Origin of the sequence: Agathobaculum sp. Marseille-P7918, assembly GCF_964248325.1 — a bacterium.
Classification (GTDB): Bacteria; Bacillota; Clostridia; order Oscillospirales; family Butyricicoccaceae; genus Agathobaculum.
In genome coordinates this window covers 26,487-45,325 of sequence record NZ_CAXTXI010000015.1, presented here as the reverse complement: position 1 = coordinate 45,325, position 18,839 = coordinate 26,487, and the positions used below count along the sequence as shown (strand labels likewise).

Here is an 18,839-nt window from a genome sequence, read left to right as displayed (position 1 = left end):
TGCTCTTTAACCATAAGCATAAAGAATACAGACGTTTTTTCAAGCGTTTTGGATGAATAAAAAATTTGTCAACTGCATAAAAAACATGTTTTTGTTTTCTGTGCATCTGTTGCGGCCCACTGTGCGGCATGTTAAAATGCTCATAGCAGCACGGTCAGTTTTCCTGCTGCAACCGGTCAACCAAACGGGAAAGAATGTACTCAAACAGAATAATCGTCCGGCCAATGAAAAAATCCGGCACATTATAGGCGACCGACCCACCCGTGCGAATCACCAGACGGTTATCACTCATCCGTGCAAGCGTGGAATCGCCGTGCGCAGTGATGGTATACAGCTTATGATGCAGCGTCTGCGCATGCAAAGCGATGTCGACCAGATCGCGCGTCTCCCCGCTTTTGGACAGGATAATGGTCAGGCTCGGCTCGTTGCCGCCCCGCATCATATCCACCGGCGCTCCATCGTAAGCCAGAATGCCGAGCGTTGCCAGACGACGCATAAAGTACGACGAGGCGATCGTGGAAAAGCCCAGACCAACAATAAAAATGCAGCGATTCCGACAGCGCAGCAGCTCGTCGGCAAACGCTTCAATGCAGTCCGTATCCACGGTTTCCAGAATGCTTGTCAGGTCGATGCCGGCCGCGGCGTCCCGCTCCTCTTCGGAGTGGCGGCGCAGGGAATACATCATATCGCTGTAACCCTGATACCCCAGCTTTTTGGATAGCTTTATCACGGTCGTTGTCGATACAAAGGATTGCTGTGCGATCGCGCGGATGTTGATTTTTGCATCCCCATGCTCCACAGCACGGAGAATACACTCCAACACCCGGTGTTCGGTTTCATTGAGCAAATATCGCTTGGACAAATCGATAAGATTCATTGCTCTACCCCCACCGTGTTTGTTTTTCTGTAAGTATATCATATTTTTCATACCATTCACAAGAGGAGGCATTCCAGTTATGAACGTATTACTTCTTTGCTCACAGGGCATGTCCACCGGCATGCTGTGCGACCGGATTGCAGCTGCCGCCAAAGAGGACGGCTGCGACATGACCATATGGGCCGCCAGCGAAATCAAGGCGCGTGAGCACGTCGGCAAGGCGGATATCATTCTGCTCGGGCCGCAAATCCGCTATCTTAAAAATCGCATTACGGCGATTGCGGAAGGCAAGCCGGTAGAAGTCATCGATATGATGGCTTACGGCACCATGGACGGCAAAAAGGTCTATGGCGATATCAAAAAAATCATGGGAGTATAACAATGGCCATCACACAAGAACAACTGGAACAGGCCTGTTTCCAGCTGATTTCCTTCAGCGGCGCAGCCAAGAGCGACTATCTGGAAGCGATTGAGTACGCAAAAACCGGTAATTTTACCGAAGCAGAAGCCGCCATCACACGCGGCAACGAGGAATACCTACAAGCGCACAATGCACACTTTGACCTGATTCAGGAAGAAGTAAGCAGCGAAACCGGGCTTTTAACCCGTTTAACGCTGGTGCATGCCGAAGATCAGCTTGCCATGGCGGAAACCGCGCGCCTGTTCTCCGAACAGATCATTGAATTGTACCGTCGTTTGCAGAAATAAAATCCGCATCCGCAAAACAGAGGGGATTCCCATTTACCCGGGATATCCCCTCTGTTTTTGTTTCATGGCAGCTTATCCCGATGCATGCTCGCAAAACTCTTTGGCACGGCGCAAAAAAGTTTGATAAGAAACCCCCAACTGCTCCGCAGCTGCACGAGAGGAAATTTCACCGCGTTTCCATCCCATGGCCAAATCGACAAAAACCTGCGGCATTGCAATCCTCTTTCGGCCAAATTGTATCCCGCGCTTTCTGGCCTCGGCAATTCCCTCCGCCTGCCGTTGATGGATATTTTGACGTTCGGTTTCGGCAATATAACTGAGAAGCTGCAGGACAATATCAGAAATCAGTGTTCCCGTCAAATCCCTCCCTTGCCGTGTGTCCAGAAGCGGCATGTCCAGCACCACGATCGCAATATTCCGCTTTTTCGTCAGATAAGTCCACTGATCCAAAATTTCCGTATAGTTGCGGCCCAAGCGGTCAATGCTCTTGACGACCAATACATCGTTCGGCTGCAAACGCGCAATCAACTTTTGATACAGCGGCCGACAAAAATCCTTCCCGGAAAGTTTTTCCACAACCATGTTTTTTTCACAAACCCCAAACTCCTGCATCGCAGCCAGCTGCCGCGCCTCATTTTGATCTTTGGTAGATACACGGATATACCCATACATTTGTTCTTTCATCGATGCGCCTCCATATCAATAGTATCTACCGCCTATTCTACCCCAGATGCCAAAAAAAATGGGCCGGCATCTTCACGATACCAGCCCACACCCTGTTATTCCCGCTGCTATTTCTTTGATACATCCTGCAAATCCACATAAAGAACTTTATCCAACGACGGCACCTTCACCCGCCGGTCTCATGATGCGTATTTGATTCTCGAATTCCTTTGAAACAGCATCCTAAATCATAATCCGTTGGATTTACAAATTTCAAAAACAGTGCTGCCCGCATAGGTTCTTCCTCCTTATGTCCCATTTCATGAACCAATGTTGCCACAGCATCTCTTTTCCAACTTCTATTACCGATTTTTCCGCGATAATTTAATGCACCACCCTTATGTATGGCAGTATCGTCCATAAATTCGCCCAAAGCATCACCGGAAGGCAGCGGCAATCAAATACTCCGGTCGAACTGACGAATAGAGTAACGGAATTTCCCTGATTTGCTCGGTTCAATGCAGGGAACTACGACAGCCTTCACCTCTACGCCCGGCATAAAACCGGAAACATCCCTTCGGAACGCTTCTACCTCCTTTAACATTCCGTGCTCACATATCACCACCCGCAGCTCCGCACGATCCACGCTGGTCTGGACCAGTTGAAACTGTCGGATGGTGTGATACTTTCTGGAGAGCTGGTTGACAAAATTACCATGGACCAGTTTTCCATCCGGCAGCTCGAAAATCGCGTCCTCCCGCCCGTCCAGACTTTGGATACTGGGGAGCGTCACCCCGCAGGGACATTCCACTTCCGGCGACAGCGTGGCAGTATCACCCAACAGATAACGAAGACGGGGCATGGCCAGATTATTGAGATCCGTGGTGACAACCAAACCGCTCTGGCCCGGTGCTGCCGGTTCCAGCGTGACAGGGTTCACCACCTCCAGAATGCAGTTTTCTGCAGTGATGTGCAGGTGACCGCACCGGCATTCATAACCCAAAATGCCCGCATCGCGCGCGCCATACTCGTTCAAGACAGGACAGGCGAACGTGTCACGAATGCACTGCCGTCGGGAATCGCTGAGCGTTTCCGAGGTAGAAACAACTGCTTTGAGATGCTTCAGTCGCAATTTCTCCCGAGACGGTTCCAGCAGACGGGCAAATGTTTCGAGCGCGCTGGCATAACCATAAAGATATTCCGGCTGATAACGGTTGAGGAAGCGGACATACTGTGTCACCTCCTCCTCGGTCAAGTCGTAAGCGGAAAGAATAGTCCGATTCTTCAACAAGCGGTCCTTCCAGCGTGCAGAACGCTGCTGCTCTTGACTCAGTTCAATGGGGTTCCCCCAAATCATGACGCTTCTGCTGCCCGGGGTAATCCCCCACCATGACAGGCCCCGCCACCGGGCAGCCTCGTAATGCTCCACAGTGCACCGATCCATAAAGAATTTCACCGGTTCTCCGGTGGACCCGCCGGTGACATTGGGAATCATCTGCGACCGGTCATATTTGGTGTTCAGAAACCGATGCGGCTCGTTTTGGAATGCGGATTTTTTCAGAATCGGAATCGCATGGAATACAGCCCACGGATCCTTTTCAATACCCTCGTCGGTGATGCCCAGGCTCTGATAGGCAGGCACACCTGCAGCGCATGCATGCAAAAGCTGCTTCAGGCGCGTCGTCCGCAGTGTGTGCAGTGCCTCTGGAGCGGCATATTGCGTCTGCTTCATCTCCCGCAGATAAGCCCGAATCCGATTTCCTTTGCCGTATTCCATCGCCGGATACAGCAGTTTTTCGACAAAAAATTTATTGGCCGACATATTGACACCCCATTGCCTGCAAAATGCCCTGCGGCCCGCCGCCGGACATTACGATGTTTTTCATTTAGGAGCATACAATCCTTCGCCCCTTTTTCTCAATGCAATGGGAGTATAGCATACTGTTTTACATCGTTTTCCGCAAATTGACCCTGTTGCGCAGGCAACACAACAGAACATGCTTTTACAGAAAAACCCCGCAAAAAGATGCAGATGCAATCTTTTTACAGGGTTTTGACACTTTTAATATCTATCAATTAAAGCAGATGCAGCAGTTCATCCGCCTCCTCCAAATCCAGTTGTTCAAGTACATAGCGCACATATCCGACCACGCTTTCCACGTCCTCCGCTTCGCTGCGATATCCGGCCTGCCAATATTCCTGTGCCAGCTCGGTGCAGCGGCGGCGGGTTGCGGCATCCCGTGTCACCGCCAGCAGCGCTGTCGCGTTTCCGAGCGCCAGCTCCGGATGCGTCAGAGTAAGCTGCTGCAATGCATAGATCAGCACACATTCCAGCCGATCCCGCGCGCGCAGCGGATCCATACCCGCATAATGCAGCAGCACGTCCAGTTCTTCCAGTGTCATGTTCAGATGCAGTCCCAGCGCCGTCAGGCTGCGACGCCGCGGCACGATACCATGGCATCGCAGCTGAGACAGCTGTTTCTCCACCCACGCCGGAAGGCCCAGACTGTGCAGGCTGCCGCCGCCGTCCCGAACCGCTTCCAGACGGTGCACGGTCAGATATTCCTCCAGATACCGCTCCAGTTTTTGCTTGCGCCCGGTCAGTTCCGCCCCAAACGCCTGCAAAAACGCCGCAAATTCCGCTTCGGTATCCACGGCCGACAAATGGGCCATCAGCTTGGTGGTGGTGATACCGGAAGGACCGTCCGGCGACCAATCAGACAACAGCCGATGATACAAAGCCTCTGCCGCAGCATAATCATACCGCAGATCGCCCCGTTCCCGCCGCTGTAAACAGAAAATGCAGCAGGCGTCAAAGGGGTCTCTCGGATTGAGGCCACAATAGCCGCCATAGCGGGAAAGCATATCGCTGACCGCTTTGGGCGGCATTGCTACCCCCAAACCAATCCTGATATAGGTATCGCGGCTTTTGGGCGCACCGCCCTGCAGCCGCCATCGCTTCACTGTATTTTTGCTCAGACCGCATCGGGAGGCAAAGCGGCTGTAGCTCAGTCCGGAAGCATCCAAAAGACCGGCAAAGAAGCTCTGCCAAGGCTCAGCCCACCCGTCCCGCTCCTCCAGTAAGGCCAGCACATCGGCAACCGTTTCGCAGCGGGACACCTCCACGGCCCTATCCATCGGTCTCATCCCACTGACAGACAAAGCCACAGGATTGCGCATCAAACATATACACGCCGTTTATCACCGAATCATTCCAAACCCAGCCCTGATCGTCCTTACGGTACATCATCAGGTAATGCTCGTCACCGCCGTCGTTGTTAGGCTCACCGATGGCCCACGCCGCAAACTCAAACGGCTCGCCTGTAACCCACCGAAAGCCGCTGCTGCTGCTGTAATTATTCGCCCCCAGCCAGACCGTGTTGATCTGGTTTTCTTCCAGCAGCGCAGTAATGGTATCCATCTGTTTCTGGCTTGTGATCGTTGCCAGATGTCCGCCCCGCGCCTCGCAGTAAACCTGCGCTTCCTCCCAATTCATGGTTGCTTTGACCACTGCATAGCGGCAGCCCTCTTCCGGCCGAACTTCCGCCAGTTTGGTTGCCGACGGCGGCAAAAACGTCGCGCGAAGCGCCTGCATCGGATAGGGAAGCATCGCCATCGTTATGGCAAACACCGCGCAGACCCATCCCGCCACAGCTGCCGTCCGCCAGCCGTTCTTTGGCCGCTCCAGTGCCTGCAGCAGTGCATCCGCCGAGGAAAAGCGCTTTTGCGGCTGTGCCTGACAGCACCGCAGGATGATTTTTTTCAGCCGCCTGTCTCCTTCCGGCGGAGGCGGCAGTTTCGTCCCCTGCCAGCGGCTCCGGACCGCTGTTTCCCGCTCGGAAAAGGGTGTATTTTCATCCATCAGAGGCAGCTGTCCATGATTGAGCAGCTGATAAAGGACAATGCCCAGCGAGTAGAGGTCGGCGCGCCCATCATAGACCTCGCCCCGGGCAACCTCAGGCGCCATATAGGCGGCGGTGCCGGTCATTGTCTCCAGAACCCCTGCGCGGCAGCGGCGCGCAATGCTGAAATCTCCCAGTTGAAAACGTCCCTCGGCGGTGCGATACAGATTGGCAGGCTTGACATCCCGGTGAATCAAACCGGCGCGATGCGCCGCAGCAAGCGCAGCAGCAATATCGCGCGCCAACGTGCAGACCTCCGATACGGGCAAGTTCTCCCCTTCCCGCAGCAGTTCCGCCACGCAGTCCAGCTGCTCCATGCGCATGAGCACATCCCAGCCGACCAGCGTGTCCCCGTCATACAGCGGAAAATAGGCGTCGTCGTAAAGCGTCACTACATTTTCACAGCCGCGCAGTCGCTCCAGTGCGGCGATTTCCTGTCGGACGTCTGCGAGATTCTGCTCCAGCTCTTCCCCTCGCCCCAGAACCGTAACAACTTTGATCACACAGGAAAAGCCCTGTTCCGCTCTTCCGCCGGACAGGGTATAAACACAACAGCTGCCATTTCGATAAATTCGTGTTTCCGGAATCCACTGCCCCCAAAGAGGCGCATAGCCCCGCAGCCGTTCCTCAAGGCTCTCCATAGGCTGTAATCCTTTCCTTTTGTCATGGAATGACTTGTCTGGGAATTATTATACAATAAGCCAACCAACCTGACAACCCGCCCCATTGTTCCAGACTGACGTAAGGCATGACATAACGGCTGCCCAGTACAGGGTCCATCCTAACCGCACGGGCAAGCTACATGTCAAACACCATGCGGCACAAACCCCTTCATACGAAAAACAGCGCGGCAGGCTTTTCGCCCATCGCGCTGTTTTTTTAACCTTTCTATCGATGTGCCGACGACGATCTGACAGCGAATTGCTTCGTGCAGACACACCCTGTGTTTTGGAGCAGGGCACGCCCGTGTGATGCAAGCACGGCTACCTCTGTTCATCGCTGTCGCAACCGCTGTTGCCAAACGCGATAGAGAGCAGCCAGCCGATCGCACCCATATAAAGCATAGAATTGACCGGATTGGATGTGATTGCACAAGCGCCGGAAGCGCAGCCAATCACACGGTAATACAGATAGCCAACCAGTGCGCCGCCGAATGTAAACAAGGCAGGACGCAGCCATCGAATCAGTCGTTGTTTCATTGCGGTGCCTCCCGTAAGTTACCGATCGGTTTGCGCCAGCAAATCAGCCTGCTCCGGATGCCGCTGAAACCACCGCACGGCATAAGAGCAAACCGGAACGGCCTTGCGTCCGCTTGCACGCAGCTCCTGTGCCAGTGAATTCAGCAGCGCACCAGCTACACCTTGCCCGCGCAATGTGTCGTCCACCACTGTGGACGCGATTGTGACCGTATGCTCATCCCGCGCCGGAAAAGCAACATAAGCGAGTTCTCTTCCGGTTTCATCCTCCAGCCAAATGCGGTCGGAACGCTTGCAAAACTCCATGAGAATGCCCTCCATTTGATTCAGTCAACCATTTTCGGCCAGATACTGCTCGGCGTAATATGCGGCGACCGCACCATCGGCCGCGGCGGTAATCACCTGCCGCACTGCCTTGGTGCGTACATCACCTACGGCAAATACACCCGGCACGCCGGTGCAGGTGGACTCATCCGCAATAATGTACCCGCTGTTATCCAAAGCAATCTGTCCGGCAAACAGGACAGTTTTGGGTGCGCGGCCGATGCTGACAAACAGCCCGTCAACGGTGAGGTCGGTCGTCTCACCGGTCACCGTATCCCACAGACGAACACCGGACAGACGATCGTCACCCAGCAGCTGTTCTACTGTACTGTTCCATCGGAATTCGATATTGCCCGCCTGCATCAGCGGAGCATGATAGATCTTGGTCGCACGCAGACTGTCCCGGCGGTGAATCAAGATCACCTTTTGGCAGATGCGCGACAGGAGCAATGCGTCAGCTGCAGCCGAATTGCCGCCGCCAACGATTGCAACCGTCTTGCCCTTAAAGCCCATGCCATCACAGGCCGCACAATAGGCGACGCCTCGACCGGTTAGCTGCGTCTCGCGCTCAACGCCAAGTGAGCGATGATCGGCGCCGGTAGCAATCACGATGGTTTTAGCAAAGAACATCCCCTCGCTGGTCTCTACACGCTTGGGATTCTCCATCACATGAACCGCATGCACCTCAGCCAGCTCGGTTTTCGCACCAAACCGCTCTGCACCCGCCTGCATCTTTTCGCCCAGTTCAAAACCGTCAATGCCTTCCTCAAAACCGGGATAGTTGTCGATCTGAGTGGTCTGTGCCATCTGGCCACCCGCAGATAACTTTTCCAGTACGAGTGTATCCAGTCCGGCCCGCGTGGCGTACAGTGCAGCGGTGTAGCCGCCCGGACCGCCGCCGATAACGATCATATCATAAATGTGGTCCATATTCATTCCTTCTTTCTGCTTTGATGCAGCAACCCGCCATTTTGTGGTCAGGACAGTGTTTCCGTAATGAATGCGTCGATTTTCGCCTTGGAATCGGGCGCCACAATCGAACCGAGCGACACGCCGTTCTGATAGAGTACAAGAGTCGGCACAAGCTCGATGCGCTCCTGCTCGGCAATCTGCGGTTCTTCATCGATATTGATTTTTGCAACCACCAGCTTTCCCTCGTTCTGCTCTGCAACTTTTTCGTAAGCTGCGCTGATGCGGCGGCAGTAGGTGCACCACGGGGCCCAGAACTCGACCAGCACCGGCGTCTCCTGTTTTGTCGTTTCGCGGAACTCATCCGCATGCATATGAATAGCAGCCATGATAGCAACTCCTTTTTCTTTGTTTGATTATAGTATACCCGATTCCGGGATTGCCTTCTGTGATAAACTCACAAAAGGCGTTTTTTGACATGAAATAGCCAACAGGAAATATTGTCTGTGTCTTACTCTGCTGCCACATCGCAACTCACTTTAACGAGTATTGTTTGTTCCGCAGACACCGTGCTATACTATACACAACACATGCACGGCATATAGCTGCTCTGTATCGAATCGGTTACAGTTTCACAAATGGAGGAGGTAACGGAAATGAAAAAACGCATCATTAGTCTTGTGGCCGGCATCGCGATGGTGTCCATGGCGGCGGCTGCGTCCACTGTACTGGCCAAGCCCAGTTCACACAGTGTTTACGTCGACGGTCGGCCGGTCCAAATCGCCGCCTATGAAATTGCCGACAACAACTATTTTAAGCTGCGCGATCTGGCCGCGCTTGTCAACGGCACGGACAAGCAGTTTTCTGTCAGCTGGAACGAGCAGAACCAGTGCATCTTTGTGAGTACGGATAACCCCTATGCGCCGGTCGGCGGTGAACTGAGTGGAGGCACTGTTACACAGCAGGCCAGGCCCAGCTCGCATAATATCTACATAGACGGTCGTCCATTCTACTTCACCGCCTACGAGATCGCGGATAATAACTACTTCAAACTGCGCGATCTGGCCGCCGCTCTTGATATCGGCATCGGTTGGGACGCAGCCGCTCAGCGGGTCGACATTTCGACCACGCAGGGCTACGACAAGCCCAGTCGGGAAGAAATGCTGCCAATCGATTACCTTGGTATGACGATGGATGAGCTTGGTGATCTGTGGGGGTTCCCCTTCACCTATATGGATTACTGGTACAGTGGTAACGCCAAGGGCGTTTATTACGATGACATGCGCGTACCAATGGTTTTCTACTATTACGACGCAGATTTCGCAGGTCATGCACAGGGACCGGAGCCGATCATCATGGTTTCACTCGGACAAAACGCCTATCCGCAGATCCGTGAAATTGCTCCCGGTCTACCTGTAAACGCGACTTACACGGATTTGCTTGCCAAGGGCTATCAAACCGAACTCCATACAGATTCCGATGAGATGAGCGGCGAAAACAATGCAACGGCCTATTGCTGTATTGACTTGTCAGGCGTGCGTGCGTTCTTCTACTGGTTCGACTACGCTGATCCCTACACGACACCGGCTGGTATCATCGATCTGATGGCTTAATCGCCGTGCCAAATCCCCGGTTTTAACACAAACAAAAGCCTGTGCGATCATAACGATCGCACAGGCTTTTTCTCTCCGCACAGCGCTTGCCGCACATTCCTGATTATAGGGCGCGCCCGGTTACATCAATACATCGACACCCAGCCAGCCTGCGTTCGTGTCAATGTGGACTGCGTTACCATGCGCATCTTTCGGCACCTCCTGCGAGACCACCGGCGGCTTGATATCGCACGCCAAGCCGCGTTTGACCAACGCGGAAGCCGCATTGCCGCAGCTGATGTTGGTCAGCTCACAGAGCGCGGACTGCACCAGTTCGTCTAGCTCAGTCAACTCCATGCCGGTCATGGACTGCAGCAAATTGAGTGCAAGCTCTTTGGAATAACCAAAAACAGCCCGCCCTTTCACATCCCCGACCAACTCGATCGTGACAAAAATATCTCCTTCCGGCTGGTTCCGGTCGGCCGCCTGCATCTGTGCACCATCCTGATGCAGTCCCGCCATGGTTTCCATCACGTCCAGTGCGCTGTGAGAGAACAGGTCGACAAATTTATCAAACTCCGTCTGCTCATCAGCCTCTTTGCCGCCGGACACGATTTTCTGATCCGTGTCGACCACATGGTAAATGAGCCATGCCGTTACCGTACCGGCCAAGTCCTTCATGATTTTTACGTCAAATCCGTTTTCCGTCAGACGCTTCTCGTAATTGAGCACGGTCTGGGTAAACTGACGGTGTTCCTCGCGGTGCGCTTCGAGGCCGCTGTACCCGATGGACGCTTGATACGCTTCCTCGTCGCGAAAGTGATAGATGACATAATCCTTCAAAAACGCCAGAACCTTCCGGTAGGTTTCTACCGTGGCTCCGTTCTTCACCGCGGTGACCAGTTCCTCCGTCATCCGGAACAATTCGATATGCTGTTCATCGATCCGGTCTACGCCGATCCGGTAGCTGTCTTTCCACATCATGTGTTGTCAAACCCTCTTTGAAACAAAATCTTGTATTATTGTACCATGTTTCACACAGAAAGGCAAGCACTCCCCGCCCGGCCGAGGCATCACAAAAAAGCACCGATTGAACAAACCTGAAACTTCTTACTGTGCAGACAGTCTTCTCTTTCGCACAGACGACCTACCCTTTAGGCCAAAAAATGTTCCGCTATCAAGATCACCAGCGGGATTGCCGGGATCGACAGCACAGTAGAAGCGCAGGCATAGGCAACCGCGCGGCGATAGTCACCGCCGAACTTCTGGGCAAACATTCCCGTGCTGGTTGCGACCGGTGTCGACGCCGCGACCAGTGTGATCATCGCAATCTCACCGCGTGCAAACGGCAGCGGCAAAAACGCCGCAATGGTCAAAAGCGGGATCACCAGCAGGCGCAGCGCCACGACCGCATACAGCCGCGCGCCGCAAAACAACTCGCGCAGCTTGATTTGCGACAGGTAATATCCCAGCACCAGCATAGCCAGCGGGGTGTTGGAGGCAGCAATCAGCGAGAGCGACTGGTCCACAATCACAGGCAGCGTCACGCCCGTGAAAAACAGCACAAGTCCCGCCAGCATGGACAGGAACACCGGGTTAAGCACAATCTTTTTGACGTTGATTGTGTCCCGACGGCCTGATATAATAACAATACCATACGTCCATTGCATCAAATTGACCAAAGAAGCGAACGCGACAACGTAAAACGCCGCCTCGCCGCCAAACACTGCGGTCACCAGCGGAATGCCAATGAAGCCCGCGTTACCAAAGGCAGCGCCGAAGTTTTCGATACGGTCTCGCATGCCAAAGGAAAAAAACGAAACGAGGATGGCAACCGCTATGGCCACAACCGCCAACAGGGCAGAAAAGCCCAGCGCATACAGTTTTTCCATGCTGAACGCGGTTATATAACTGCGCAAAACAACGCACGGAATCACCGCATACAGCAGAATGTTGGACAGATCCCGGCTGCCCTGCTCGGTCAGCATGCCCAGACGGGACAACAGCAGACCAAGCAGCATCAGCAGGAACATGATGAGGGTTTGTTGAATGAGGATCTGTGTGATCATAAGATGTTCTTTCCTGTCAGTTTGAATTAAAGAGGAGGTTGCGGGTTGGAACTATATCAGCTCAGACAATTTGCAGCAGCGGCGCGGCTGGAAAACATGACACGCGCCGCGCAGGAACTCAATGTGGCGCAGCCCGCAGTATCCAAGACGATCCGGCATCTGGAGAATGAACTGGGCGTTGAGCTGTTTGAGCGCACGGGCAAGGGCCTGCGCCGTACAGAAGCGGGCGATATTCTGCTGCGCTATGCCCAGCAGATCTTACAGGCCGAGGAGGATGCGCGCCGCGAAATCGCGGAAAGCGCGCAGCAGGCCGGCAGCTTATGCATTTGCGCACTGTCCTTAAGCGAACAGATCGGTGAAATATTATCCGGTTTTACACGTGTCTGCGGTGATATTCGTTTCCGTGTCACCACCACGCCCGAGCAGAGCGATCTGCTGCTGGATTCCGCCGTCTCGCATGAAGAAATCCCTGCGGATGCAGAGCTGCTCGGCAGCGAGGAGATTTGTCTGGCAGTACCATCCTCGCACCAGCTGGCAGGACAGGAAGCGGTCGCCCTATCCGAACTGACGGAAGATTCCTTCATTGTACTGCGCAACTCGCACTCATTCCGGCAAGTGTCCGAACACATCTTCCGCGCCACCGGATTGAACCCTCGTATCACCATTGAATGTGACAATGCGGCTCTGCAAAACCAGCTGATTTCGCTTGGCATGGGCGTCGCATTGGTCGCATCCAATGCCTGGCAGCATGCGCAACAGAACAACGACATTCGTCTGCTGCACATCCGAGATGCCGACTGCCGCCGTTATCTCTATATGCGAACACTCAGCCGATACCAAACGCGCGGCATGCGGGACTTCAAAGCCTATCTCCGCCGATTTTTCACCGATATTCAGGCTCAGGCACAGACTTCCAGCGGTACGGTCTCGCCATCATAAAAGCGCCGCAGGCTTTCGAGCGAGCACTGCACCATGTCAAACACCGCCTGATCGGTAAAGAATGCCATGTGCGGGGTCACAATGGTATTCTGGAAGGATTTCAGAATGATATAGTCGTGGTTGGTGACGCGGCTGTTATAGCTGTGGTCGACACGGATGACGTCGTCTTCCCCCTCAAAGCAGTCCACACCCACCGCGCCGATCCGACCGGACTCAATGCCGTCGATCAGCGCGCCGGTGTCGATCAGCGCGCCGCGCGCACAGTTGATGATCACCACGCCTGCCTTCATCTTATCGATTGCCTGCGCATTGATCATGTGACGCGTGCTGTCATCCAAAAAAGTGTGCAGCGTAATGACGTCTGCGTGTGCATACAACTGGTCGAGCGAAACATACTCCACATTCGTCAGGTTGGCCGACGGATAGGGATCGTACGCGATGATGCGACAGCCGAAGCCGGACAGGTTTTCGATTACAGCCTTACCGATACGTCCGGTGCCGATCACGCCGACCGTCAAATTCTGCATTTCCATGCCGCGCGCGGCGCCCGCAGCGCCCAGTGAATAGTCTGCCGTGTGAGAGCGGAACATGATATATCCGACCTTGCGAATGCACATGAGCATGAGCATGACCGTGTAGTTTGCTACCGAATACGGCGAGTACCCCGCGTGCGACACACGGATACCCAGACGGGCGGCAGCTTGCAAATCGACATTATCAAAACCGATCGTGCGCAACGCCACATAGCGAACACCGTTCTCCGCCAGCGCCTCGAGCACCGGCGCGGACAGATTGCAGGTGCCCACACAGGACACGCCATCAAAGCCTTTCGTCATGTTGACATTTTTCATACTTAAGCCTTCCGGCTGATAGGTCAGCGCAATATCCAGCGTCTGTGACCAGTGCTCAAAAAAGGCGCGCTCGTCCGGACGGGCGCTGAACGCCATTACCTTCATTTGCATCTTTTTCACTCCTTAATCCATTCGTGTGTCAGTTTACCGAGAATTTCAATGCCGCGAACGATCTGTTCATCCGTGGGAGTGGAATAATTCAGGCGGAAACCGTTCGAAACCTTGCTTTCGTCTGCGAGGAATGCCGATCCAGGTACGCACAGCACGCCGCGCTTAATCGCCTCACGCACAAAGGGCTGCGCATCCATTCCGTCCGGCAGAAACGCCATGACAAACAGACCGCCCTCAGGCTGGCCGAACTGCACAGCCGGATGGAAGGTGCGGCGCATAGTGTCCAGCATGAGCTGACATTTAGCGCGGTAGATCTTGCGCGACTGTTCCAGATGCGCGGCGAAGTCATATTGATTCATATAGGTGTCGCAGACATACTGGAACAGCACATTAGAATGTACATCTGTCGTCTGCTTGGCAACCGTCAGCGGCATGGTCAGCGCCTTGTCGAACACCAGAAAGCCCAGACGGAACGCAGGCGCCATGACCTTGGAAAAGCTGCCCGCATAGATAACGCGCCCTTCGGTATCCATCGACTTGATGGTAGGCACATTTTCACCCGCGAAACGCAGTTCGCCGTAAGGGTTGTCCTCGAGAATCGCGATGTCATAGCGGCAAGCCAATTCATACACCTTTTTGCGTTTTTCCAGCGTAGTGGTGATGCCGGTCGGGTTCTGGAAGGAAGGAATTGTATACAGCAGCTTGGCCTCGGGATATGCCTTGAGCGCAGCCTCCAGCGCATCAATATCCATGCCGTCTTTCTGCATAGGAATGCCGACCAACTTCGCGCCATACGCGCGGAAGGTGTTCAGACAGCCGACAAACGCCGGCTCCTCGGTCAGGACGACGTCGCCTTCGTTGACCAGTGCCTTGGTGGTCAAATCGGCGCACTGCTGTCCACCCGATACAATGAACAACTCGTTTTTCTCAAAATCAAAGCCCTCTTGCGCGGCAAGATAACGCTTCATCGTCTCCCGCAGCGGCATATACCCTTCGGACAATCCGTATTGCAGCATGGAAACCGGTGCTTTTTGCAGCACTTCTGTCACGATCTGCTCAATTTCCGCACAGGGAAATGTCTCCGCGGACGGATTGCCGCCGCCAAACGAGATTATGTTCGGATCAGCGCCAAGCTTAAACAGCTCACGGATCGCCGAGCCGTGCACACCGGACAACCGGTTGGAAATCTGAAATTGCATATCAATACGCTCCCTGATTTGAAAATAAAAAAGGGCGCTGAAACCCCAAAATAGGTTTCAGCGCCTTTGCTGATGATGACAGTATACCAGCGTACTTGTTATTTGTCCAATAGAAAACGGCTATAACGGTATAACCAACAGGAATGTCAATGAGCAAATTTTGCTATTTTCTGCTATACAGCGGCATGCTGTTGTGCTAAGATAGATTTGGTCTGCGCCGCCTGTTCGGCCGGAGCTTTGATATTTTAGAAAGGACGGCGCACAATTTACTCTGCGCCCACATTGCATAACCACCATGGAACAATCCCTTTCAACCGCCCGGCTGCTCGAGCAGCATACGGTGCGGCATCTGGTGCTGCGTCTGGGTATCCCAGCGATGTTTGGCCAGTTTTTTAATATTCTTTACAGCATTGTCGACCGTATTTTCGTCGGTCAGATCCCGGAAACCGGCGGGATCGCGTTAGCAGCGATCGGCGTATGTGCCCCGGCGCTGACTGCGATCACCGCCTTTGCCTATATGGTTGGCATCGGCGGCGCATCTGCCATGAGCATCAGCCTCGGTCAAAAAGACCCGGAACGCGCCCGCGCAATCCTTGGCAATGCGATGCTGCTATTGCTCGGCATCTCGGCAGTTGTGACCGTGTCGCTGCTGCTATTCCGGCGGCCGGTGCTCTATCTGCTTGGATGCAGTGACGCAATGTTCCCCTATGCACAAAGCTATTTTACGATCTATCTGTGTGGTACGGTCGCCTCGCTGTGCAGCATAGGCCTGAATCAGTTCCTACTCGCGCAAGGCTATGCCCGGCAGGGAATGGTTTCGGTGGTAATCGGTGCGGGCATCAATCTGCTCCTTGACCCGCTGCTGATCTTCGGGCTGGACATGGGTGTGGCAGGCGCCGCGGTCGCAACGGTGACTGCGCAAACCTGCATGGCGCTGTATGTGATTTTTCAACTGCGCCGCCCCAACATACCGATTCGGCTTGGACTTCATTCATGGAAAAGTGCATTGTGCCGCCGTATCGTGACCATCGGTTCAATGTCCTTTTTGATCACAATTCTGGATAATCTGATCATCATCCTTCTGAATATCGTACTGCGCAAATATGGCGGTGCGGTACAGGGTGACCGCTTGATCACCTGCGCAACCGTCGTGCAGAGCTTTTTGACTATTGTTTTCTGTCCCGCGCAAGGCATCACCACAGGCTGCGGCACGATCTTCAGCTACCACTACGGCGCACGCAACTTCTCCAAAATCCGGCAGGCATTCGCGTACATGTTCGCACTTTGCGCACTGTATATCGGCCTGATGCAGTTGAGCGTGCAGTTGTTTCCACAGGTATTCGTCGGGCTGTTTTTGCAAGACAGCAACCTGTACGCGCTCGCCGTGAACGCACTGCGGCTGTACACGTTCGCGCTGATCGGCGTGGCTGTGCAGTATGCACTGGTCGACGGCCTGACCGCAATGGGACTGATCCGCTATGCGCTACCGCTTTCCGTGTTCCGCAAGCTGGTCTATTTGGCATGCATCCTTGTGTTGCCGCACTTGCTGGACATTCAGTACATCTTTCTGGCAGGCACCATTTCAGATGCAGTCGGCGCGTCGTTCAGCCTGCTGCTGTTTTTCTCGTACATTTTGCCACGACTACGGTGTTCGGGCAACCACGTATCCTGATATGAGCATCCTCTTGCTTGCATCTGCAAGCTATACGCTCAAACACCTAATCCCAGCAGAAAACGGACATAAAAACACCAAAGTTATTTATCTTAAAATCAAAAACTGCGAAGAAATCACAAAAAAGCCGCCTGTTCTTTCGAACAAGCGGCTTTCTTGGTATGCCTGATGCGATTTAAGCACATGGTCTTTGGCGTCGGAGCAGTTGACTCCGGCTGTTTTCATTGGTTGCAGCTTGGAAAGTGCGGTTTTCTCTCGTTTTTTCGTGCATGACCGCCTGTTTTGCAACGCATGTACTCCACCGAAAACAAGCCGCGGACGCCAAGCCATCATACGGCAAAGCATGCATATTCAGATACCTTTAACCACAGTATGACATGAAGGTAAAGCGGAGAATTTATTCGTTAATATAGTGCAACCTTTGCAGAAATTCTTTGTTTTGTGTTTTTTCGCAAATTGCATCAATACCAGATGATATAACCCAGATTGCCATCCCCCTTCTGGCACAGGTTACAAGCATATCAATAATCATTTCGTGATGTGCCGATTCCTGCCCCGCAAACGGAAAATAACAAATCAGCAGCCGTGGATTGAGCAAATACCATTTATAGTAGGAAAACCGAAGCCGTTCCGGCAGGGTCCATTCACACAGTGGACGCAGCAGAGCATCCCCATTAAACCATCTCGATGCTTCCTGCTGAATATTTCCCATAATTTTTTTGCGGATAATGTGCCTCCCGGCTTTCGGAAGCAAGCAGATGCTCAGATTGTCCAGCGCGGTCAATTTATCAAACAATACGCCGCTTGGACGGTCCGGACGTTCAATTTGGATTCCGATTTCCGTACCGATAATGCGCGATAATTCGCTGTGCTCATATTTTTTGCCATTCAGACGAAATTCTCCGCTCAACCAGCTTTGTTCCCGTAAAAAACAATCCCGGATTTGTGATACCGTATTATAGTTTTCATCCCTCAGAAAAGCAATTTCACCGCTGCGAATCTGAAAATTCAATGGTTTCAGCTTGGGAAATGTCAGATTCTCAATCGACAGAATGATTTTTTCATCGTGATACGGCTCCGAACGGACTGTGCTACTCCGACGTTTCCACCCTAGAATTTCATACAGTCGATCGTCATATTCTTCCGGATATAATCGATAAAATGATTTTCGATTTTTGATAATTTCAACCCGGCTGGTATATTGATACAGAAATTCTTCATCCATATCACAGAGCATCACGGAGGTCCCCTGCTTGAGCAAAATCTGGATGCACTGCATGAGCTGCTCCAAATCCTTCCACCGCAGAATCTCCGTCAATCGATCCAAAATGAGCAACTCGCTTTTCCAAAACCAAACACGGAACACAGAAAGCCGATAGTAATCCAGCAAGGAAAGTGAGCAAAGCTTTTGCGTCCATGAAAAAAACAGCCCCATCTGCTGCAGCATTTCCGCTGTTTCCGACGTGTGCAGCGCGGCTTCTGCTTTTTTATTCTTTCGCCACCGCATCGGTTTGCTCAGAGCCATCATAAAATCCCAGACCGTCAATTCTTTGGAATCAAACCGAAATTTATCGGCTATGATACTGTGCTGCATGACCCAGTGCTCTAAATCAATAGAACCCATACGGCGTCCATATAAAAAGACTTTTCCGCTTTTCATATGCGAATAACCCTTGAAAATATCCAAGAAAGCAGTACCGGATGTTAAGTGCTCATCCACGTAGATTCCGATGCACTCTCCACGGGAAATCGCAATATCAAATTGATAATCGCTTCCTTCTCGCTGAAAATGGCCATTTTCAACACGGATTAGTTCTTCTTTCATCG

20 protein-coding genes are annotated in these 18,839 nt (G+C 53.0%); 5 read left to right on the top strand and 15 right to left on the bottom strand.

The window, feature by feature from the left end; translation table 11 throughout:
* Positions 1 to 154 precede the first annotated feature (154 nt).
* Positions 155 to 877 (bottom strand): MurR/RpiR family transcriptional regulator, encoded by a 723-nt coding sequence (locus ACESSO_RS15825; protein WP_373166512.1) that lies wholly within the window; start codon positions 875 to 877, stop codon positions 155 to 157.
* Positions 878 to 956: 79 nt separating this feature from the next.
* On the opposite strand from ACESSO_RS15825, the gene ACESSO_RS15820 reads away from it, so the two are divergent.
* Entirely contained in the window at positions 957 to 1,256 is a 300-nt protein-coding gene (locus tag ACESSO_RS15820) for a PTS sugar transporter subunit IIB (protein WP_373166510.1), read from the top strand.
* 2 nt (positions 1,257 to 1,258) lie between these two features.
* Complete coding sequence (locus ACESSO_RS15815) at positions 1,259 to 1,585, top strand: PTS lactose/cellobiose transporter subunit IIA (protein ID WP_373166509.1); 327 nt, start codon at positions 1,259 to 1,261, stop codon at positions 1,583 to 1,585.
* 72 nt (positions 1,586 to 1,657) lie between these two features.
* Here the strand turns inward: ACESSO_RS15815 and ACESSO_RS15810 are convergent, their stop codons facing one another.
* The 9 genes from ACESSO_RS15810 to ACESSO_RS15770 form a co-directional block, all read right to left on the bottom strand.
* A complete protein-coding gene (locus ACESSO_RS15810) occupies positions 1,658 to 2,269 on the bottom strand; it encodes a recombinase family protein (protein ID WP_373166508.1) in 612 nt (203 codons plus the stop codon).
* Positions 2,270 to 2,435: 166 nt separating this feature from the next.
* A complete protein-coding gene (locus tag ACESSO_RS15805; RefSeq protein WP_373166506.1) occupies positions 2,436 to 2,705 on the bottom strand; it encodes a hypothetical protein in 270 nt (89 codons plus the stop codon).
* Positions 2,706 to 4,070, bottom strand: coding sequence for a phenylacetate--CoA ligase family protein (locus tag ACESSO_RS15800; protein WP_373166505.1), 1,365 nt, complete (start codon positions 4,068 to 4,070; stop codon positions 2,706 to 2,708). It lies immediately after the preceding gene.
* 254 nt (positions 4,071 to 4,324) lie between these two features.
* The gene (locus tag ACESSO_RS15795) at positions 4,325 to 5,386 is read right to left on the bottom strand and encodes a hypothetical protein (RefSeq protein ID WP_373166504.1); all 1,062 of its coding nucleotides are present in this window, start codon (positions 5,384 to 5,386) and stop codon (positions 4,325 to 4,327) included.
* Entirely contained in the window at positions 5,379 to 6,791 is a 1,413-nt protein-coding gene (locus ACESSO_RS15790) for a protein kinase (RefSeq protein ID WP_373166503.1), read from the bottom strand. The genes ACESSO_RS15795 and ACESSO_RS15790 overlap by 8 nt, the downstream gene beginning before the upstream one ends.
* Before the next feature lie 342 nt (positions 6,792 to 7,133).
* A complete protein-coding gene (locus ACESSO_RS15785) occupies positions 7,134 to 7,349 on the bottom strand; it encodes a hypothetical protein (protein ID WP_373166502.1) in 216 nt (71 codons plus the stop codon).
* Between the two features lie 18 nt (positions 7,350 to 7,367).
* Positions 7,368 to 7,652, bottom strand: coding sequence for a GNAT family N-acetyltransferase (locus ACESSO_RS15780; RefSeq protein ID WP_373166501.1), 285 nt, complete (start codon positions 7,650 to 7,652; stop codon positions 7,368 to 7,370).
* Between the two features lie 24 nt (positions 7,653 to 7,676).
* Positions 7,677 to 8,606, bottom strand: a complete 930-nt coding sequence (gene trxB / locus ACESSO_RS15775) for a thioredoxin-disulfide reductase (protein WP_373166500.1) — start codon at positions 8,604 to 8,606, stop codon at positions 7,677 to 7,679.
* Between the two features lie 41 nt (positions 8,607 to 8,647).
* Positions 8,648 to 8,968 carry a thioredoxin family protein gene (locus ACESSO_RS15770; RefSeq protein ID WP_373166499.1) on the bottom strand — a complete coding sequence of 107 codons (321 nt, stop codon included), beginning with the start codon at positions 8,966 to 8,968 and terminating at the stop codon, positions 8,648 to 8,650.
* Positions 8,969 to 9,235: 267 nt separating this feature from the next.
* On the opposite strand from ACESSO_RS15770, the gene ACESSO_RS15765 reads away from it, so the two are divergent.
* Positions 9,236 to 10,192, top strand: a complete 957-nt coding sequence (locus tag ACESSO_RS15765) for a hypothetical protein (protein ID WP_373166498.1) — start codon at positions 9,236 to 9,238, stop codon at positions 10,190 to 10,192.
* Between the two features lie 120 nt (positions 10,193 to 10,312).
* On the opposite strand, the gene ACESSO_RS15760 is transcribed toward ACESSO_RS15765, so the two are convergent.
* Both ACESSO_RS15760 and ACESSO_RS15755 read right to left on the bottom strand, forming a co-directional pair.
* Positions 10,313 to 11,155 carry a bacteriohemerythrin gene (locus ACESSO_RS15760; protein ID WP_373166497.1) on the bottom strand — a complete coding sequence of 281 codons (843 nt, stop codon included), beginning with the start codon at positions 11,153 to 11,155 and terminating at the stop codon, positions 10,313 to 10,315.
* 170 nt (positions 11,156 to 11,325) lie between these two features.
* Positions 11,326 to 12,240 carry an AEC family transporter gene (locus ACESSO_RS15755; protein ID WP_373166496.1) on the bottom strand — a complete coding sequence of 305 codons (915 nt, stop codon included), beginning with the start codon at positions 12,238 to 12,240 and terminating at the stop codon, positions 11,326 to 11,328.
* Positions 12,241 to 12,285: 45 nt separating this feature from the next.
* Here ACESSO_RS15755 and ACESSO_RS15750 point away from each other — a divergent pair, with 45 nt between their 5' ends.
* Positions 12,286 to 13,179, top strand: a complete 894-nt coding sequence (locus ACESSO_RS15750) for a LysR family transcriptional regulator (protein ID WP_373166495.1) — start codon at positions 12,286 to 12,288, stop codon at positions 13,177 to 13,179.
* Here ACESSO_RS15750 and ACESSO_RS15745 read toward each other — a convergent pair.
* Both ACESSO_RS15745 and ACESSO_RS15740 read right to left on the bottom strand, forming a co-directional pair.
* Entirely contained in the window at positions 13,140 to 14,141 is a 1,002-nt protein-coding gene (locus tag ACESSO_RS15745; protein ID WP_373166494.1) for a D-isomer specific 2-hydroxyacid dehydrogenase family protein, read from the bottom strand. The genes ACESSO_RS15750 and ACESSO_RS15745 overlap by 40 nt on opposite strands.
* A gap of 5 nt (positions 14,142 to 14,146) precedes the next feature.
* Positions 14,147 to 15,340 (bottom strand): PLP-dependent aminotransferase family protein, encoded by a 1,194-nt coding sequence (locus tag ACESSO_RS15740; protein ID WP_373166493.1) that lies wholly within the window; start codon positions 15,338 to 15,340, stop codon positions 14,147 to 14,149.
* 295 nt (positions 15,341 to 15,635) lie between these two features.
* Here ACESSO_RS15740 and ACESSO_RS15735 point away from each other — a divergent pair, with 295 nt between their 5' ends.
* Positions 15,636 to 17,012 carry an MATE family efflux transporter gene (locus ACESSO_RS15735; RefSeq protein WP_373166492.1) on the top strand — a complete coding sequence of 459 codons (1,377 nt, stop codon included), beginning with the start codon at positions 15,636 to 15,638 and terminating at the stop codon, positions 17,010 to 17,012.
* A 397-nt stretch (positions 17,013 to 17,409) separates the two neighbouring features.
* Here the strand turns inward: ACESSO_RS15735 and ACESSO_RS15730 are convergent, their stop codons facing one another.
* Complete coding sequence (locus ACESSO_RS15730; protein ID WP_373166491.1) at positions 17,410 to 18,837, bottom strand: hypothetical protein; 1,428 nt, start codon at positions 18,835 to 18,837, stop codon at positions 17,410 to 17,412.
* Between the last annotated feature and the right edge of the window lie 2 nt (positions 18,838 to 18,839).

What these genes read in the sequence shown, in the direction of transcription:
- ACESSO_RS15795 (WP_373166504.1), bottom strand. Translation starts at nt 5,386, where the DNA reads ATGGATAGGGCCGTGGAGGTGTCCCGCTGCGAAACGGTTGCCGATGTG.
- ACESSO_RS15760 (WP_373166497.1), bottom strand. Translation starts at nt 11,155, where the DNA reads ATGATGTGGAAAGACAGCTACCGGATCGGCGTAGACCGGATCGATGAA.
- ACESSO_RS15735 (WP_373166492.1), top strand. Translation starts at nt 15,636, where the DNA reads ATGGAACAATCCCTTTCAACCGCCCGGCTGCTCGAGCAGCATACGGTG.
- ACESSO_RS15785 (WP_373166502.1), bottom strand. Translation starts at nt 7,349, where the DNA reads ATGAAACAACGACTGATTCGATGGCTGCGTCCTGCCTTGTTTACATTC.
- ACESSO_RS15810 (WP_373166508.1), bottom strand. Translation starts at nt 2,269, where the DNA reads ATGAAAGAACAAATGTATGGGTATATCCGTGTATCTACCAAAGATCAA.
- ACESSO_RS15820 (WP_373166510.1), top strand. Translation starts at nt 957, where the DNA reads ATGAACGTATTACTTCTTTGCTCACAGGGCATGTCCACCGGCATGCTG.
- ACESSO_RS15755 (WP_373166496.1), bottom strand. Translation starts at nt 12,240, where the DNA reads ATGATCACACAGATCCTCATTCAACAAACCCTCATCATGTTCCTGCTG.
- ACESSO_RS15770 (WP_373166499.1), bottom strand. Translation starts at nt 8,968, where the DNA reads ATGGCTGCTATTCATATGCATGCGGATGAGTTCCGCGAAACGACAAAA.
- ACESSO_RS15745 (WP_373166494.1), bottom strand. Translation starts at nt 14,141, where the DNA reads ATGCAAATGAAGGTAATGGCGTTCAGCGCCCGTCCGGACGAGCGCGCC.
- ACESSO_RS15790 (WP_373166503.1), bottom strand. Translation starts at nt 6,791, where the DNA reads ATGGAGAGCCTTGAGGAACGGCTGCGGGGCTATGCGCCTCTTTGGGGG.
- ACESSO_RS15815 (WP_373166509.1), top strand. Translation starts at nt 1,259, where the DNA reads ATGGCCATCACACAAGAACAACTGGAACAGGCCTGTTTCCAGCTGATT.
- ACESSO_RS15780 (WP_373166501.1), bottom strand. Translation starts at nt 7,652, where the DNA reads ATGGAGTTTTGCAAGCGTTCCGACCGCATTTGGCTGGAGGATGAAACC.
- ACESSO_RS15740 (WP_373166493.1), bottom strand. Translation starts at nt 15,340, where the DNA reads ATGCAATTTCAGATTTCCAACCGGTTGTCCGGTGTGCACGGCTCGGCG.
- ACESSO_RS15800 (WP_373166505.1), bottom strand. Translation starts at nt 4,070, where the DNA reads ATGTCGGCCAATAAATTTTTTGTCGAAAAACTGCTGTATCCGGCGATG.
- ACESSO_RS15825 (WP_373166512.1), bottom strand. Translation starts at nt 877, where the DNA reads ATGAATCTTATCGATTTGTCCAAGCGATATTTGCTCAATGAAACCGAA.
- ACESSO_RS15765 (WP_373166498.1), top strand. Translation starts at nt 9,236, where the DNA reads ATGAAAAAACGCATCATTAGTCTTGTGGCCGGCATCGCGATGGTGTCC.
- ACESSO_RS15730 (WP_373166491.1), bottom strand. Translation starts at nt 18,837, where the DNA reads ATGAAAGAAGAACTAATCCGTGTTGAAAATGGCCATTTTCAGCGAGAA.
- trxB (WP_373166500.1), bottom strand. Translation starts at nt 8,606, where the DNA reads ATGAATATGGACCACATTTATGATATGATCGTTATCGGCGGCGGTCCG.